Origin of the sequence: Streptomyces yatensis, assembly GCF_018069625.1 — a bacterium.
Classification (GTDB): domain Bacteria; phylum Actinomycetota; class Actinomycetes; order Streptomycetales; family Streptomycetaceae; genus Streptomyces; species Streptomyces yatensis.
This window is the reverse complement of the sequence record NZ_CP072941.1, coordinates 2,745,355-2,761,526: the sequence shown is the minus strand read 5'-3', so window position 1 is coordinate 2,761,526 and position 16,172 is coordinate 2,745,355. Positions and strand designations below refer to the sequence as shown.

Annotated in this window: 18 protein-coding genes; 5 read left to right on the top strand and 13 right to left on the bottom strand. The window is 72.0% G+C overall.

Annotation, left to right across the window (positions count from 1 at the left end; all coding sequences use genetic code 11):
* Positions 1 to 70: 70 nt before the first annotated feature.
* From J8403_RS11085 to J8403_RS11050, 8 genes are all read right to left on the bottom strand, one after another.
* Entirely contained in the window at positions 71 to 640 is a 570-nt protein-coding gene (locus J8403_RS11085; RefSeq protein ID WP_211123039.1) for a hypothetical protein, read from the bottom strand.
* Between the two features lie 322 nt (positions 641 to 962).
* Positions 963 to 1,298, bottom strand: a complete 336-nt coding sequence (locus tag J8403_RS11080; protein ID WP_246585800.1) for a TcmI family type II polyketide cyclase — start codon at positions 1,296 to 1,298, stop codon at positions 963 to 965.
* Complete coding sequence (locus tag J8403_RS11075) at positions 1,295 to 1,759, bottom strand: SRPBCC family protein (protein ID WP_037962524.1); 465 nt, start codon at positions 1,757 to 1,759, stop codon at positions 1,295 to 1,297. Before J8403_RS11075 ends, J8403_RS11080 begins: the two co-directional genes overlap by 4 nt.
* A gap of 2 nt (positions 1,760 to 1,761) precedes the next feature.
* The gene (locus J8403_RS11070; RefSeq protein ID WP_086881071.1) at positions 1,762 to 2,019 is read right to left on the bottom strand and encodes an acyl carrier protein; all 258 of its coding nucleotides are present in this window, start codon (positions 2,017 to 2,019) and stop codon (positions 1,762 to 1,764) included.
* On the bottom strand, positions 2,019 to 3,269 hold the full coding sequence (locus tag J8403_RS11065; RefSeq protein WP_425519776.1) for a ketosynthase chain-length factor: 1,251 nt from the start codon (positions 3,267 to 3,269) through the stop codon (positions 2,019 to 2,021). Before J8403_RS11065 ends, J8403_RS11070 begins: the two co-directional genes overlap by 1 nt.
* Positions 3,266 to 4,534, bottom strand: coding sequence for a beta-ketoacyl-[acyl-carrier-protein] synthase family protein (locus J8403_RS11060; RefSeq protein ID WP_211123038.1), 1,269 nt, complete (start codon positions 4,532 to 4,534; stop codon positions 3,266 to 3,268). The genes J8403_RS11065 and J8403_RS11060 overlap by 4 nt, the downstream gene beginning before the upstream one ends.
* Positions 4,531 to 4,938 carry a cupin domain-containing protein gene (locus J8403_RS11055; RefSeq protein ID WP_211123037.1) on the bottom strand — a complete coding sequence of 136 codons (408 nt, stop codon included), beginning with the start codon at positions 4,936 to 4,938 and terminating at the stop codon, positions 4,531 to 4,533. The genes J8403_RS11060 and J8403_RS11055 overlap by 4 nt, the downstream gene beginning before the upstream one ends.
* 71 nt (positions 4,939 to 5,009) lie before the next feature.
* Positions 5,010 to 6,188, bottom strand: coding sequence for a SchA/CurD-like domain-containing protein (locus J8403_RS11050; RefSeq protein WP_211123036.1), 1,179 nt, complete (start codon positions 6,186 to 6,188; stop codon positions 5,010 to 5,012).
* A 165-nt stretch (positions 6,189 to 6,353) separates the two neighbouring features.
* Between J8403_RS11050 and J8403_RS11045 the strand changes: the two genes are divergently transcribed.
* Entirely contained in the window at positions 6,354 to 7,997 is a 1,644-nt protein-coding gene (locus J8403_RS11045; protein ID WP_211123035.1) for an FAD-dependent oxidoreductase, read from the top strand.
* 261 nt (positions 7,998 to 8,258) lie between these two features.
* On the opposite strand, the gene J8403_RS11040 is transcribed toward J8403_RS11045, so the two are convergent.
* Positions 8,259 to 8,681 (bottom strand): nuclear transport factor 2 family protein, encoded by a 423-nt coding sequence (locus tag J8403_RS11040; protein WP_211123034.1) that lies wholly within the window; start codon positions 8,679 to 8,681, stop codon positions 8,259 to 8,261.
* 135 nt (positions 8,682 to 8,816) lie between these two features.
* Between J8403_RS11040 and J8403_RS11035 the strand changes: the two genes are divergently transcribed.
* Positions 8,817 to 9,434 (top strand): TetR/AcrR family transcriptional regulator, encoded by a 618-nt coding sequence (locus J8403_RS11035; protein WP_211123033.1) that lies wholly within the window; start codon positions 8,817 to 8,819, stop codon positions 9,432 to 9,434.
* 335 nt (positions 9,435 to 9,769) lie between these two features.
* Here the strand turns inward: J8403_RS11035 and J8403_RS11030 are convergent, their stop codons facing one another.
* Both J8403_RS11030 and J8403_RS11025 read right to left on the bottom strand, forming a co-directional pair.
* The gene (locus tag J8403_RS11030; RefSeq protein WP_211123032.1) at positions 9,770 to 10,441 is read right to left on the bottom strand and encodes a DedA family protein; all 672 of its coding nucleotides are present in this window, start codon (positions 10,439 to 10,441) and stop codon (positions 9,770 to 9,772) included.
* Positions 10,441 to 11,223, bottom strand: coding sequence for an MBL fold metallo-hydrolase (locus J8403_RS11025; protein ID WP_211123031.1), 783 nt, complete (start codon positions 11,221 to 11,223; stop codon positions 10,441 to 10,443). Before J8403_RS11025 ends, J8403_RS11030 begins: the two co-directional genes overlap by 1 nt.
* 91 nt (positions 11,224 to 11,314) lie before the next feature.
* On the opposite strand from J8403_RS11025, the gene J8403_RS11020 reads away from it, so the two are divergent.
* The 3 genes from J8403_RS11020 (at position 11,315) to J8403_RS11010 (ending at position 14,143) form a co-directional block, all read left to right on the top strand.
* Positions 11,315 to 11,878, top strand: a complete 564-nt coding sequence (locus J8403_RS11020) for a MarR family winged helix-turn-helix transcriptional regulator (RefSeq protein WP_211123030.1) — start codon at positions 11,315 to 11,317, stop codon at positions 11,876 to 11,878.
* The gene (locus J8403_RS11015) at positions 11,871 to 12,875 is read left to right on the top strand and encodes a DMT family transporter (protein ID WP_211123029.1); all 1,005 of its coding nucleotides are present in this window, start codon (positions 11,871 to 11,873) and stop codon (positions 12,873 to 12,875) included. The genes J8403_RS11020 and J8403_RS11015 overlap by 8 nt, the downstream gene beginning before the upstream one ends.
* A 242-nt stretch (positions 12,876 to 13,117) precedes the next feature.
* Complete coding sequence (locus J8403_RS11010) at positions 13,118 to 14,143, top strand: dipeptidase (RefSeq protein ID WP_211123028.1); 1,026 nt, start codon at positions 13,118 to 13,120, stop codon at positions 14,141 to 14,143.
* A gap of 10 nt (positions 14,144 to 14,153) precedes the next feature.
* Here the strand turns inward: J8403_RS11010 and J8403_RS11005 are convergent, their stop codons facing one another.
* Complete coding sequence (locus J8403_RS11005) at positions 14,154 to 14,978, bottom strand: alpha/beta fold hydrolase (protein ID WP_211123027.1); 825 nt, start codon at positions 14,976 to 14,978, stop codon at positions 14,154 to 14,156.
* On the bottom strand, positions 14,975 to 16,147 hold the full coding sequence (locus tag J8403_RS11000; RefSeq protein ID WP_211123026.1) for an FAD-dependent oxidoreductase: 1,173 nt from the start codon (positions 16,145 to 16,147) through the stop codon (positions 14,975 to 14,977). The genes J8403_RS11005 and J8403_RS11000 overlap by 4 nt, the downstream gene beginning before the upstream one ends.
* Between the last annotated feature and the right edge of the window lie 25 nt (positions 16,148 to 16,172).

The window sequence follows — 16,172 nt, the reverse complement described above, 5'->3', positions numbered from 1 at the left end:
CGTGGCGCTGCCGTGGCACCACCGCTCGGCGGAGGTGCCACGGCAGCACGGAATTACGAAAGCGTCAGGCTCAGATCGCGGTGCCGGTCGGCTTGCGGCGACGCAGGGCGTAGGCGCCGGCGCCCAGACCACCGAGGAGCAGGACGGAGCCGGCGGCCATGCCGCTGCCCGTGGTGGCCATGCCGCCACCACCGGTGTGGACGCCACCGCGCGGCTTCTCGCCCTTCTCGTGGTCCTTCCAGGATCCGCCGGACCAGTCGTGGTCGTCCTTCTTGCCGTCCCACTCGCGCTCGTGCTCCCGGCCCTCGTCCTTGCCGTGGTCGAAGTCGCGGTCCTCGTCCTTGCCGTGGGAGGAGGACCAGTCGCGCTCGCCGCCCTCGTCCTTGCCCTTCATCTCTTCCTTGCCGTGCTCTTCTTCCTTGCCGTGGTCTTCCCGGCCGTCCTCGCGACCGTGGTCGTCCTTGTCCTTCCAGGAGCTGCCGCCCTGGCCGTAGCCGTCCTCGGAGGACTCCTGGCTGCTCGAGTACCCACCGTGACCGCCCGGGTCCGAGACGTCGGCGGCGAACGCGGCGGCGGGGGCGCCCAGGGTCAGGGTGGCGGCAATCGCCGCCCCGGTGAAGAGTGCGCGAGTAGATCGCATGAGTCATTCCTTCCGGCGCCGTCGCGATACTGACTATTTGCCAGATAAAGGGATCGCATCGGCGTCTTATCCACCGTCAGCGACGAGAGCTCCCCCTGCCACTCGGCGCGGCCTGCGATCTGCTCCGTTGTAAGCCCTCTGGGTGTAGATAAGCGCAATGATCACTCATTTGCCGCGCGAATGGACTGACGTCCTTTCACCTTTTCGGCAGACATCATTCCGATGAGCCCAGTAGTGTGAGATTTTCGCTCGCCGGGCATAAGGAAAGGGCCGCCGGGAGGTGTGAACTCCGTCGGCGGCCCCGTGCGGCGGGACGGCTCCGCTAGCCCGCGTCGCGCTCCCAGCGGTAGAACTCATGCGCCATGGCGTCCTTGGGCTCGCGCCAGGTCGCCGGGTCGTACGCCCGCATATACGGCTGGAGGCGGGCGCTGACGTCACGGAACTCCGGGTGCTTGGCGTACTTGGTGACCTCGGTGGCCGGCGGCCGGTCGGCCTCGATCAGATGCAGATACACATCACCGAACTGGAAGAGGCTGCGGCCGGTGACACCGATCAGCTTGGGCAGTTCGCCCCGGTCGGAATCGGCGAAGATCTTGGCCACCTGGGGGGCCGCGTCCCGCTGCATCTTGGCGACGATCATGGTGCGGTACACGCTCATGCCCCCACCGTCTCCCGGGCCCGCTGCTCGATCTTGTCCCGGATCAGATCCATCTGGATACGGGAGTTGCGGTTGATGTGGTCGGTCATCGTGGGGTCGTCGACCGGTGCGTCGGGCCGCATCTCGAAGTCCTGGGTCCAGCGCATGCGGGTGCCCTCGGACTCCTCCTCGTACTCCCAGCGGATGTTCATGTACGCGAAGGGGCCGGGCTCGACGCGGCGGGCCCATACCGTGCGCACATCGCGGGCCGTCTCCCGCTCCGAGACCCAGCTCCAGACCTTGCCGTCCTCATCGGGGTGCATGGTGAGGCGGAAGGTGGTGGTGTCCCCGGTCCGCTGGAGCACCTCGACCGAGGCGTACTCGCTGAAGAGCTGCGGCCAGTTCTCCAGGTCGTTGGTCATGTTCCAGACGAGGTCGAACGGCGCCTTGATCATGACCTCGTTGTCGGTGTGGCCTGCCATCTTCATGCTCCTGAGGTAAGTGAGGTGTTGATGACGTCGAGGAAGTCCCCGGGGGTCTTGCAGCTTTCGGCACCCGGCTCGATCGGGGTGCCGTACCGGTTCTCCAGCTCACCGACGATGGCGAGCAGGCCGAGCGAGTCCAGGCCGTACTCCTCGAAGGTGGAGTCCGGCCGGGTCTGCATCATGTCCGGGTCGACGGTGAGCCCGGCGCAGCGCTTCATGAGCGTGGCCAGTTCCCCATAGGACAGTTGACTTGACATCAGTAATCTCCTTCCGGTCCGCGGAGCACGAGCGCCGCGTTGCAACCCATGAGCCCTCGGCTGAGCACCAGCGCCGTCCGCGGCTCGGCGGGCCGGGAGCTGCGGGTGACCAGGTCGAGCTCATGGCAGACGTCGGTGACGTACGGGGTCGGGGGCACGACGCGGTGCTCCATGGAGAGCACGGCGGCCACCACGTCGAGCGTGGGGGCCGCGCAGTGCACCCGGCCGAAGCCGGTCTTCGGCGCGGTCACCGGGACCCGGGTGCCGTGCGGCCCGAGGGCGTCGGCGATGGCCAGCGCCTCGGCACGGTCGGCCTCGGGCACGCCGAGCGCGTCGGCGAAGACCATGTCGATCTCCTCCGGCGCGCACTGCGCGTCCTCCAGGGCGACCCGGATGGCCTGGGCGAGCCCCTCCCGGGACCGCTCCCACCGGGAGGCCCCGGTGAAGGTCGAGCCGTATCCGGCGATGAAGCCCCGGATCCGCACCCCGCGGCGCCGGGCGGCCCCCTCCTCCTCCACGACCAGCATCGCCCCGCCCTCGCCGGGCGCGAATCCGCAGGCGTCCTCGGTGAACGGCAGATAGGCCCGGCCCGCGTCGCGGGCCCGGCTCAGCTCGTCCCAGCCGAGCATGCAGACGATGGAGTACGGCGCCAGCGATGCCTCGGAGGCGCCGGCCACCATCGCGTCCGCCCCCCGCCGGATGGACCGGCGGGCGTGCGCGAGCGCGTCAAGACCGCCGGCCTCGTCGTTGGCCACCACTCCGCAGGGGCCCTTGAACCCGCCGCGGATGGAGACCTGGCCGGTGCTGGCCGCGTAGAACCACGCGATGGACTGGTACGGGCCCACATAGCGCGGCCCCTTGCCGTAGAGCTGCTGCAGCTCGCGCTGGCCGAACTCACCGCCCCCGGAACCGGAGGCGGTCACCACGCCGATCGCGAACGGCGACATGTCGTCCACCGGCAGCCGGGCGTCGTCCAGCGCGAGATCGGCCGAGGCCATCGCGAAGTGGGTGAAGCGGTCGGTCTGGACGAGGAAGCGCTCCTCGATCATCGACCCCGGATCGAAGCCGCGGACCTGGCCGCCGATCCGGACCGGAAAGTGCCCGCTGCCCTCGCGGGAGATCCGGTCGAGGCAGGGGATCCCCTCCCGGGTCGCCTTCCAGAAGGCATCGGTGCCCACCCCGCCCGGGGCGATCACACCGATGCCCGTGATGGCCGCGCCCCGGTTCCGGGTGTTCATCGCCGCGTTCATGCCGCCCTCCCGTCCGTCCGGCCCAGCACCACCGCGGACTGGAAGCCGCCGAACCCGCTGCCGACCGACAGCACATTGCGCAGCGGGAGGGCGCGGGCGGTGCGCGGGACATAGTCGAGGTCGCATTCGGGGTCGGGGGTCTCGTAGTTGGCCGTCGGCGGCACCACGCCATGGGCGAGCGCCATGGCGCAGGCGACCACCTCGATGGCGCCGATCGCCCCCAGGGAATGGCCCACCATGGACTTGATCGAGCTCATGGGGGTCTTGTACGCGTGCTCGCCCAGGGACCGCTTCACGGCCGCCGTCTCATGCCGGTCGTTCTGCTTGGTGCCCGAGCCGTGCGCGTTGACGTAGTCGATCTCGTCGCTGTTGACGCGGGCGTGGCCGAGCGCGTGGTCGATCGCCTCGGACATCTCCAGCCCCTCCCGCGTCAGACCGGTCATGTGGTACGCGTTGCCGTAGGTGGCGAAGCCCCGGAACTCGCAGTAGACCCGCGCCCCCCGGGCCCGGGCGTGCTCCAGCTCCTCCAGGACCAGCACGGCGGCGCCCTCGCCGAGGACGAAGCCGTCCCGGTGGGCGTCGAACGGCCGCGAGGCGGTGGCCGCGTTGTCGTTGTTCGCGGAGGTGGCCTTGATCGAGTCGAAGCAGGCCACGGTCAGCGGGGTGATCGGCGAGTCCGCGGCCCCGGCGATGCACACATCGGCCCGCCGCTCCTCGATCGCCTGGAAGGCGTATCCGATCGCGTCGAGACCGGAGGTGCAGCCGGTGGAGACGGACTGCACGGGGCCCTGCGCACCGGTCAGCTCCGCCACCCCGGAGGACAGCGCGCTCGGTGAGAACGCGTGCTGCAGATGCGGACCCGCCTTGCGGTGGTCCACATCCCAGTGCTCCCCGGCGTCGCTGACCTTGACGTAGTCCTGCTCCAGCCGGGTGGAGGCGGCGACCGCGCTGCCCAGGGAGACCCCTATCCGCCAGGGGTTGAGCGCCTGGAGGTCCAGCCCGGAGTCCCGGACCGCTTCCTGCGCCGCCACCAGCGCGAACTGCACATAGCGGTCCGAGCGTTCGATCTGCTCGAAGGTCAGACCGCCGGCCAGCGGGTCGAAATCGCATTCGGCGGCGATCCGGGAGCGGAACCGCTCCGCGTCGAAGAGCGTGATGTTGCGGGTGGCCGTACGGCCCGCGGTGAGCATGTCCCAGAACGCGGGAACGCCCACACCCCCGGGGGCGACGACACCGAGCCCGGTGACCACCACCCGTCGGGTCACGACGTCGCCTCGGCGGGTTCGGCGGACTCCGTGTCCACATGGCCGAGCTCGGGGCGCGGCGCCAGGGGGCCGAGGTGGAAGACCATCCGGGCCTCGGTGCTGCCCACGTTGCGGAACCGGTGCCGCACATTGATGGGGATCAGGATCGCCTGGTCGGGGCGGAGCGGATGCGCCTCGCCGTCCAGGTCCACCTCCATGTCGCCGCTGACGACGTACACGAACTCCTCGGAGTACGGGTGGTAGTGCTCGGTGACCCGTTCACCGGGCCCCACGATGGCCATCCCCATGAAGCCGCTCGTGGCGCCCACCAGCGGCGGTGTGAGCATGGCGCGCACATCGCCACCGCGCCGGCGGTTGGGGGCGACCGCGGCGAGGTCGACGACGAGAGGGGGCTGCGTGGTCATGATGAGTTCCTCCAGGTAGCGTTGCGCGGTCCGCGCCACAGGGGGTGGGAAGGTGAAGGGGGAGAGGGGCGTCAGTGGTCCGCCGCTTGGCGGTCGGTGATCGGGGTCATGTCGCAGTCGGCGAGGAAGCGGCGCAGCCCGTCGTCCACGGACAGGTCGATCACCGCCCCGTCCGCCCCGAGGTCGAGGAGGCGGCCCAGCACCGCGGCCGCCCGCCGTCCGCTCACGCCGGCCGCCATGGCGGGGTGCCGGTCCAGCGGCACGCTCAGGTCCACCAGCCGGACCACGATGTCGTCACGCTGGAAGATGGTGCTGCTCAGCAGGGCCTTCGCGGACTGCTCGGCGGTCATCTCCTTGTTCACCGCCAGCTCGTCCTGCCGGGCCAGCAGACTGGCCACCGCCGGTCCGCAGCCGGTCTTGACCGGGTAGAGCAGCGCGTGCCGGTGGACGCCCTGGGCGGGGCGCGGTCCGCCGGCCGTCATGTGGTGGACCACCGGCAGCGAGGCCCGGGCGAAGAACTCCCGTGCCGAGCTGGGGTCGTCGAGGTTGCGGTCCTCCTCCAGATACGGATTGATGGCCTCCTCGACGGCCTTGATCTCCGGCTGCCGGGCCACGAAGCGCAGTGCCGCGGTCAGATCGCCCTTGACCTCCACGGCCCGTACGACCCGGTTGCCGCTCATGAAGACGGAGGTGCGGGAGAGCCGGGTGGTCTCGTCGACCCGTGCCTCCGGTGAGGCGTAGTCGGCGAGGATCTTGGCGACGGTGTCCTCGCTGCCGGGGTTCACGGTGAAGGTCAGCGCCTGCCGGACCAGCCCGTCGCCGACCCGCAGCGCGGCGTCGACACCCCGGGTGGTCACATCGACCGGCGCGGATCCGGCGGTCAGGGTCTCCCGCAGAATGCTGAACCGCAGCGAGCGGGTGTCCTCGACACAGCCGTGGAAGGGCTTGACCATCTCCCGGTGCGCGGGAGAGTCCACCCAGGCCAGGAACGGAGGGGCGCTTTCCCATTCGCTGGTGATCAGCCACTGGGAGGGGTTCTCGATCGACTGGCAGAGCTGGTCGCTGATGTGCCCGGGCACCGCGGCCACCTGCTGGGACAACTGGTCATAGGCACGCAGAAAGCGCTGCTCGGCACCGCTGTTGACCTGCACCAGCAAGACGACGCGCAATCTGGTGTCGGTGAGAGCGGATTCCACGGTGGTCGGCGATTGGTTCACCGTGGTCTCCGGAATGTCGGACAGGGTGCTCATATTCCACTCCTTATTTCGCGGACGCGTCCTTCCGGGCATCGAGGACACCCGCCCGTTAGACGATCGTGGGGTGCACCCACCAATGGCGCGAGATATGTGAGCCATCCGAGCGAACGCCTCGTCAGCGTCCCGGAAGAGCCCGGAAACACCGGGCATAGCAGCACAATGAACCGTCTTGCCGACAATGCTGAGCGTGTGCCCGTCCTCATCGCGGGCGGCTCCCTGGTGGGCCTGTCCGCCTCACTGTTCCTGGGCCGACTGGGGATCGGTCATCTACTGGTCGAAAAACACCCGCGCACCTCGCACCACCCGCGCGGACGGGGGAACAACATCCGGACGATGGAGCTGTTCCGCACCGCCGGAGTCGAGCCCGCGATCCGCGAGGCCGCGTCCGTCCTGGCCGACAACCACGGAATCCTGCAGACCCCGTCGCTGACCGGCACGGAGGGCAACTGGCTCTTCCGGGAGATGGACCCGGGTGGCAAGGCCGCCCGGATCAGCCCTGCCGGATGGTGTCTGTGCAGCCAGAACGACCTGGAGCCGGTGCTGCTCAGCGCGGCCCAGGATCTCGGTGGCGATCTGCGGTTCTCCACCGAGCTGATCTCCTTCGAACAGGACGCGGACGGGGTCACCGCCGTGCTCCTGGACCGCAGGTCCGAAGAGCGCTCCACGGTCCGCGCCGACTACCTCATCGCCGCCGACGGCCCCCGCAGCCCGGTGCGCGAGGCGCTCGGCGTCGAGCAGAGCGGCCGCGGCGAGCTGTTCCACAACGTGTCCATCACCTTCCGCGCCAAGCGGCTCGCGGACGCGGTCGGCGACCGCCACTTCATCGCCTGCTACCTCACCAACCCGGAGGCGGACGGGGCGCTGCTGCCCGTCGACAACCAGGAGCAGTGGGTCTTCCACGCCCCCTGGCACCCCGAGCGCGGCGAGGCGCTGGAGGAGTTCACCGACGAGCGCTGCGCCCAGCACATCCGTACCGCCGTCGGCATGCCCGACCTGGAGGTCGAGGTCACCGGAAAGGCCCCCTGGCACGCGGCCGAGCGGGTGGCGGACCGCTACTCCGACGGCCGGGTCTTCCTCGCCGGGGACTCCGCGCACGAGATGTCGCCCACCGGTGCCTTCGGCTCCAACACCGGTATCCAGGACGCCCACAACCTGGCGTGGAAGATCGCCGCCGTCATGGGCGGCTGGGCGGGTCCCGGCCTGCTGGAGACCTACGGCATGGAGCGGCGCCCGGTCGCCCAGGCCACCAGCGCCCGCGCCGCCGCCCGTTCGGCCGAGCACAGCCACCCCGGCTATTCGGCGCCCGCCAGCGAGGACCGGGGCCCGCAGAGCAATGTCATGGCCGTCGCGATGGGCTACCGCTATGTGCGCGGCGCGGTCGTCGGTGCCGACGCCGCCGCGCCCGCGGTGCCCGACCACTTCATGGTCTCGGCCGAGCCCGGCAGCCGCGCGCCCCATATGTGGGTGCACCGCTGCGGGGTGCGGCTGTCCACCCTCGACCTGTACGAGCGCACCTGCGTGCTGCTCACCGGGCCGGGCGGGTCCTCCTGGTACGAGGCGGGCCACCGCGCCGCCGACACCCTCGGCGTACCGCTGGACTGCTACCGGGTGGGCGACGGACCGGACCATGAACTCGCCCCCGAACCGGGCGTGGACTGGGCCGAACTCCACGGCACCGCCCCCGACGGGGCCGTCCTGGTCCGCCCCGACGGCTTCGTCGCCTGGCGGGTGGAGCGGTCGGTGCCCGACCCGGAGGCCGCGGTGACGCGTGCGCTGCGAGAAGTACTGAGCCTGAACGGCTGACCCCGCTCTTCCCGGAGGCCATCGGCGTCCGGACGCCACCCCGCTTCCGGGCGCCACCCGCCTGGAGCCGTGGGACGCGGCGCCGGGCGCCGGGCCGGGGGTGCTCCCTTGTCCCCTCCGACCGAGACCGAGGACGACCGCGGGCACGGGCGCACCGAGCGCCGCACGATCCGCACCGCCCAAGCCGACGACGCCCTCTTCTCCGGCGCGGAACAAGCCTTCCGCCTCGCCCGTACGGGCGTAGGGTCACTGTCTTCGTCGTCACTCCCCCTTCGTGCGCAGTTCCAGAGCCGGCACACCGATGATCGGCGCAATGTGTCCCTGCATCTCAACGATGGACGGCAGCGGGCGCCACAGCACGGACAGCTCCGCAATCTTGTTGTCCGCATCGAGTCGGGCGTAGTCCATTCCGTTGACTTCGGTGTCTTCGATCCGCAGTCGAAAGAACGCGGCGTGGTGGGTCTCACCGCTGAGGATCTCTTCCACGGTGAGGTCGTCGGCCAGCCTGCTGACGGTCTTCAGGACGTTCGCGACTGCCTCGTGGCCGGTGATCGGCTCGGAGAGGAACGGACTGTTCAGCACCACGTTCTCGGCGAGGTTACGGGCGATGGCGTCGTTGTCCGCGCTGTGCATGCCGTCGAGGAAGGACTCGAAGGCGGCGCGCTGCTGGGTAGAGGTGCTCATGGCTACTCCTCGTTGCGTGAGATCTGGTCGGTGCGCCTGACCGTGGGTCAAGTCGTCTTCCCGATCGATCTGAGACGCAGTATCAAACCAAGACTCAGTCTCAGAAAGTCCCGCTGACGGCTACGCTGGAGTGTGATGAATACCTCGCCCGACCCGAGCGGCCACTCGGTTGCGGCACGCCCGCTGCGAAGCCTGGCCCGCGAGGTCATGAAGGCTGAAGTGGTCGCCGTAGCGTCACGGCTGTTCGACGGCCAAGGCTTCGACAACACCACCGTCGACCAGATTGCCGCCGAGGCCGGACTCTCGCGCGCGACGTTCTTCCGCTACTTCAAGACCAAAGAGGACGTCGCGCTCGACGGCCTCCATGGACTGGGCCGGCGCGTCGCCTCCGCGTTCACCTCACGGCCTGACGAGGAGCGGCCGTGGACCGCCCTTCGTCATGCGTTCGACGTCGTAACCGAAGAGCACGCGGGCGAGCCCGACCGCTCCCTCCGGTTCTTCACCATGATGTGCGAGACACCCTCGCTGAAGGCCCGGCATTGGGAGAAGCAACAGCGCTGGCACGAACTGCTGGATCCGGAGATGTGCCGACGGCTCGGCCGGTCTTCCTCGCCCCACGACCCCGTGGCGGCTGCGCTCGTCGGTGCAGGTCTCGCCTGCCTCGACGCGGCCACCCAAGCGTGGCTCGCCTGCGATGGAACCAAAAGCCTGGCCTCGCTTCTCGACCAGTCCATGGGCGCGCTCGACAACTGAGCCGAGCGCCGACTACGGGTGTTGCCGTCGAGGGCCGCGGCGGGCAGTAGCCCGTCCGGCGCCGGATGCTGGTCCGCACGCTGGGCGGCACGGCGCTGTCCGCGTTCCGCCGGCCCCGGGGGTGGGCGGGATCTCGGGCGCCGGCACGGTGCCGCGGGTGATGTCCGCAACGTATGCGCAGGTCGCCTCGTCCAGGGCATCGGCGTCCAGAGGGGCCAGGACGCGCCGGAAGGTGCGTTCTGGGCATCGTGACGCCGCGTCACCGCTCCACAAGAAGTGGATGAGAACCCGGCGTTGTGGCCGGTGTGACGGCGGCCCGAGGGAGAGAGAGGGTGTCAGCCCGCCGCCTCGCTCTGCGCGTCGCGGGCGGTGCGGCGGCGCAGGCGGCGCCACAGGGCGGGGGTCGTGCTGATCACCACCGTCAGCACCACGGCCGCCGCCACGCCCTCCCACGGTTCGGGGAAGAGCGAGCCGCCCAGGATCCCGATCAGCTGATACGTCACCGCCCAGGCCAGTGCCGCGGGCCCGGCGCCGTGGGCGAATCTCCGGAGTGGCCAGCGCGCCAGCAGGCAGGCCAGCATCACCGGTATCCGGCCCGCCGGGATCAGCCGGGACAGCACCAGAACCGCCACGCCGTGCTCCTCCAGCCGCGCCTGCGCCTGGTCCAGCCGTTCCGGCGCGGCGTGGTCGTGGATCCGCTCCAGCCACCGGGAGCCGTTCTTCGAAGCCACCCCGCGCCGCCCGAGCCAGTAGAGCATCACGTCGCCCGTGAAGGCCGCCAGCGAGGCCACCCCGAAGACCACCAGCAGCGACAGCGGGGGAGCGGTCTGGTGGATGGCGACCACCGCGGCCGAGGAGACCACCGCACCGGTGGGTACCACCGGCACCAGCGACCCGAACACGACCAGCAGGAACAGCGAGGGATACCCCACCGCCTGCTGGGTCGACTCGGAGGGCACGCGCCGGGCCAGATCGACCACGTCCACCAGATTCGCCAGATCCCCCATCACCTGGCGGGCTCCAGTCGGACGCACTCCCCGTGCCCCAGCCGGTGCACCACCGCGTCGGGGGCCAGCCGCCCGGCGTGGCGCACGAAGTCGTCGCCGGGGGCGTGGAATTCATGCGGACGGATCGCGTCCATCCCGATCGGCCAGTACGTCCCGTAGTGCACCGGCACCGCGCAGCGCGCCCCCAGCCGCGCCAGCGCCTGGGCCGCGCGGCCCGCGTCGAGATGGCCGGGGCCGAGGTAGGGACCCCAGCCGCCCACCGGGAGCAGCGCCACATCGCATGCGCCCACGGCCTCCGCCATTCGGTCGAACAGCCCGGTGTCGCCCGCGAAGTACGTGGTCGACTCGCCGCTCAGCACGTATCCCAGCGCGGGCACCCGGCTCGGCCCGTACGGCAGCCGCCGCCCGTCGTGCTCGGCCGGTACCGCCCGGATCCGCACCTCGCCGACCGTGCACACATCCCCCGGCGCCATCTCGGTCACCCGCAGCCCCCGCGCCGCCACCACCCGCCGCAGCCCGGGCACCGCCCGTCCGGCCCCGCGCGGTACCACCAGCCGGGTGCCGGGCAGCAGCTTGGCCAGCGAGCCGGGGTGCAGATGGTCGGCGTGCAGATGCGAGACCAGGGCCACGTCCGCGATCGCCGCGGCGGCCGGTGGTACGGCCCCCCGGCGGCGCCGCAGATGGGCCAGCCGCCGTGCGAACAGGGGGTCGGTCAGCACCCGCACCCCGGAGTCCCGCACGGTCGCGGTGGCGTGCCCCCACCAGGTGATCTCCACCGACATCTCCCGCCTCCGTCCCTCGGGCCCGTCCGTCCGATCCTCTCACCCCGCCGGCCGGGGCATGGCATCCGCCCATCCCGGGTATGCATGAGTCATGCATGATGACAGAGAACGGGTGGCGAATCTGCTGGGGGCCACGGCACTGGCGATCACGGACGATCTGCTCAGCGCCCCGGCCTCCGCGTCCCGCCTGAGCATGAGCGCGGCCGCCGCGCTGATCGTGCTCCGCGCCGACCCCGGCGTGAGCGTGACCGAGCTCGGCCGCCGAGTGGGGCTGACCCAGTCCGCGGCGGTGCGGATGGTCGACGGGCTGGAGCGGGACGCGCTGGTCGAGCGGCGCCGCACGATCGGCAACTGGACCGGGGTCCACCCCACCGCCAAGGGCCGGCGGACCGCCGGCCAGCTGCTGACCTCGCGGACCTCCCAGCTCACCGGGGTGCTGGACGGCCTCGGCGATACGGAGATCCGCCAGCTCGGAACCCTGCTGGCGAAGCTGCTCGACGGGCTCTACCAGGGCAGTGGCTCGGCCGACCGGATGTGCCGGCTGTGCGACCGGGCCGCCTGCACCCCGGACGGCGTGGAGTGCCCGGTCGGCGCCGCGGACCGGGCGGCCGCTCGGGCGGCGGCCGAGGACCGGGCCCGTACGGACCATGGGTGAGCTGCTCGCCCTCGCCTCGGCGCTCTGCTTCGGCACCACCCACTTCCTGAGCGGCCTGGTCTCCCGCCGCCGGCACGGGGTGACGGTCGCGGCCTGGGCACAGCTGGCCGGCACGGTGGTCAGCCTCGTCCCGGTGCTGTTCACCCAGGGCGCCACCGCCCCGGCCGCGGCCCTGGCCTGGGGCGCGCTCTCGGGGCTCGGCACCGGCGTGGGCGTGGCGTGCCTCTACTGGTCGATGAACCAGGGGCCGATGAGCGTCGTGGTGCCGGTCAGCGATGTCACGGCGGTGGGGCTGCCGGTGCTGGCCGGGATCGCCCTCCTCGGCGACCGGCCCTCGCCCCTGGCGCTCACCGGGATCGCGCTCGGGCTGCCCGCCCTCTGGCTGGTCTCACGCGGCGAGCGCGGCGAGCGCGGCAGGCGCGGCGAGCGCGGTGAGGGCGGCGAGCGGGGCGGGCGCGGCAGGCGCGGTGAGGGCGGCGGGCGCGGTGAGGGTGGCGGGCGCGGCGAGGCCCGTCCGGGTGTCGAGGCGCGTCCGGCGGCGACACCGGCCGCCGCCCGGGCCGGGCGGGCACAAGGGGCCGACCGGCTGTCCCCCGCCCTGGTCATGGCGCTGGTCGCCGGAGTGGGCCTGGCCGTGCACTTCTTCGCGCTGGCCCGGATACCGGCCACGGCCGGCTGGTGGCCGGTGGTGGTCAGCCGGGCCGTGTCGGTGGCCGTCATCCTCGCGCTGTTTCCCGCGACCGGTGCCCGGCTGCGGCTGCCCCGCCGGGAGGTCGCCGTGGCGGCGGTGGCGGGCGTCCTCGGCACGGTGGCGACCGTCCTGTATCTGCTGGCCACCCGGCAGGAGTTGCTGTCCGTGGCGGTGGTGCTGTCCGCGCTCTATCCGGCGGTGCCGGTGCTGCTCGCGCTGACGTTCCTGCGGGAGCGGATCACCCGGCCCCAGGCCCTGGGGCTGCTCGGCGCGGGGGTGGCCATCGGGCTGATCGCCCTCAACTGACCGCCGACGATGGGCGTCCGGCCACCGAGGACCGGCGCGCCTGACCGCGCGGGACCGGGGCTTGGCCGCGCGGGACCGGCGCCTGGCCGCGCGGGACCGGCACCTGGCCGCGCGGGACCGGCGTCGGGCCGGGCGAAAACCCATGGCCCGGTGGGCGGCGCGTACGCCACGATGACCGACGCCGCTTCCCGCTCCACGAACGTCCCACGAAAGGACACCGTCGTCCTCATGAGCCGTGCCCTATGAGCCGTGCACTCCACCAGCGCGCCGTCGTCGCCGACGCCCATAACGACCTGCTGATCGCCATCACCGCCCGCCCACCGCACCGCTGGGCCGGCTACTTCCGGGAGCGCTGGCTGCCGCAGCTGCGCGAGGGCGGAGTGGATGTGCAGGTGCTGCCGGTCTTCATCGACGACCGGTTCCGCCCCGAGGGCGCGCTGCGCGAGACGCTGCGGATGATCGAGTGCGCCCACACCCTCGCCGAGGGCAACGCCGACGAGGTACGGCTGTGCCTGGACGGCGACGACATCGACGCGGCCCTCGCCGACGGCCGGATCGCCCTGGTGCTGGCGCTGGAGAGCGCCCCCGGGCTGGACGCGAACGTCGAACTCCTCCCGACCCTCCACCGCCTCGGGGTGCGCATCGCCTCGCTCGCCCACTGGGGCCGCACCGCCCTGGCCGACGGCAGCGGTGAGGACGCCACCGGGAGTCGGCTCACCGAGGCCGGGGTCCTGGCGCTGCGGGAGATGGAGCGCCTCGGCATCCTCTTCGACGTCTCCCACCTCGGCGCCTCCGGAGTCGCCCATGTGCTGGAACTGGCCACCCGCCCCGTACTGGCCACCCACTCCTCCGCCCGCGCGCTCCTGGACCACCATCGCAACCTCACCGATGAGCAGTTGCGCGGGATCGCCGCGACCGGCGGCATGGTGTGCGTCAACTTCCTCGGCGAGTTCCTGGCCACCGCCCGGGCCGATCGCACGGTGGACCGGCTGGCCGACCACATCGTCCATATCGCCGAGGTGATCGGCGTCGGCCGGGTGGGTCTGGGGCCGGACTTCATCAAGGAGGTCTGCGATGACACCACCCCGCCCTGCTGCGAGGACGTCGAGTACGCCCGGTTGCTGGTCCCCGGCCTCGAAGGCCCCCGCGGACTGCCTCTGGTGACCGAGGCGCTGGTCCGAAGGGGCCTTCCCGAGGGGGACGTCGAGAAGATCCTCGGCGGCAATGTGCTGGAGCTCTTCCGCAAGGAGCTGGGGCGCCCCGCCTGACGGGTGCCTGCTACCGCGGGATGGCGGCCGAGAAGGCGTCGATCGCGGCGAACGTGGCCTCCGGGGCCTCCCGGGTGGGGATGTGGCCCGCGCCCGGGATCAGCTCGAACCGTGCCCCCGGGATGGCGGCGGCGTACGCGCGGCCGAAGTCGGGCGGGACGACGGTGTCCTGCTCGCCCCACACCGCGAGGGCGGGCACGCTCACCCGGGCGAGCCGGTGCAGCAGCTTCGGATCGGACCTCGTCGGGCCCGCGTAGGCCACCAGCGCCTGGAGGGCCGCGGGCGACGGGCCCCGGCGCGGTGCCGACGGGCCCCGGCGCGGTGCCGATGCAGGTGCCGATGCCGATGCCGATGCCGGTTCCGGTGCGCCGGAGCCCTGACCGGGCGGCGGGCCGGGCGGGCCGGGCGGGGCGGTGGGGAAGCGCAGCTCGTGCCCCTCCACGTGCGGGCCGAAGGCGCCCATGATGACCAGCCCGCCGATGCGGCGGGCCCGGTCCCGCACGGTCATCTCCGCGGCGATCCAGCCGCCGAAGGATGCGCCGACGACCAGGACATCGCGCAGGTCACGGTCGTCGTCCAGCAGGTCCAGATAGGTCTCGACGAGATCGCCCACGTCCGAGAACCACTCGGGCCGCGGGGTGTCCTCCCAGCCCGGATGGGTCGGCGCCAGCACCCGGGAGGTGGCGGCGAAGTGGTCCACGAGGTCGGTCACGGAGGCGGGTCCGCCGCCGCCGTGCAGCACGAGCACGGGCCGGCCCGCGCCCACGTCCCGCACCGTCAGGGGAAGGCCGGGGTAGGGCTCGATGGTGAATCCGGTGGTCTGGTGGGTGGTCATCGGGCCTCACCGCCGGAGGTGACCGCGGTGAAGGTCTCGCACGCGATCCGCAGGCCGTCCGGGCGGAAGAAGCCGGTGAGGTTGTCGGCGGATTGCGCGGCCGCCTCTTCGGCGCGCGGGAACATGGGTGTCTCGTAGGCGTTCAGAGCCGTCTCCAGGTCGTCGTGGGTGGCGAGGGCGAGGGCGAGTTCCGCGCCGTCGATCATGGCGAGGTTGGCGCCCGCCCCCGCGAAGGGGGACATCAGATGGGCGGCGTCGCCCAGGAGCGTGACGCCGGGCACGCGCTCCCAGCGGTGGCCGACGGGCAGGGCGTGGATGGACCGGGGGACCAGCGGGCCGTCGCTTTCGGCGATCAGCGCGCGCAGCCCCTCGTCCCAGTCGGGGAAGAGGTCGAGCGCCCGCTTCCTGGCCGCCGCCGGGTCCGCCGGGTCGATGAGGCCCGAACGGCTCCACTCCTCCGGCGCCTTGGCCGCGGCGTAGACGCGGATGCGGTTACCGCCATTGCGCTGGGCGACCAGCGCCTTCTCGTCCGCCAGGGCGAACATCGTGCCCCGGCCGACGAGTTCGGCGACGGCGGGGTGCCGGGCGTCGACGTCGTGCAGCAGACAGTCCACGAACGAGACCCCGGAGTAGACCGGGTCGGCGTCGGACACCAGGCGCCGGACCCTGGACCACGCCCCGTCCGCGCCGACCAGCAGATCCGCCTCGACCGTACGGCCGTCGGACAGGGTGAGCGCGGGCCGCCCCGCCGCGCCGAGCGCCACCGCCCGCACCTTGTGGCCCCAGCGGACCGTCCCCTCGGGCAGCGAGCCCAGCAGCAGGTCCCGCAGCGCCCTGCGGTCGATCTCGGGCCGCTCTTCTCCCTCGTCCGCGTCGCCCGGTTCCCGCGCGGGGATGCGGAGGCCGACGGCCGTGTCCTTGCCGAGCAGCCGCAGCTCCCCGTCCTCGGGGCGGCTGAGCGGCCGGAACTCCTCGAGCAGACCGGCGTGCAGCAGCGCCCGTTGACCGGACTCGGGATCCATGTCCAGCGAGCCGCCCTGGTCGCGTGCGGTCGCCGAGGCGTCCAGTTCGTAGACGGTCGAGGCGATGCCGTGGACGTGCAGCACGCGCGCCAGCGTCAGCCCGCCAAGCCCTCCTCCGACGATGGCGATACGGGGTGTTCCGGACATGGCAATGCCTCCCAGGCTCGGCGCC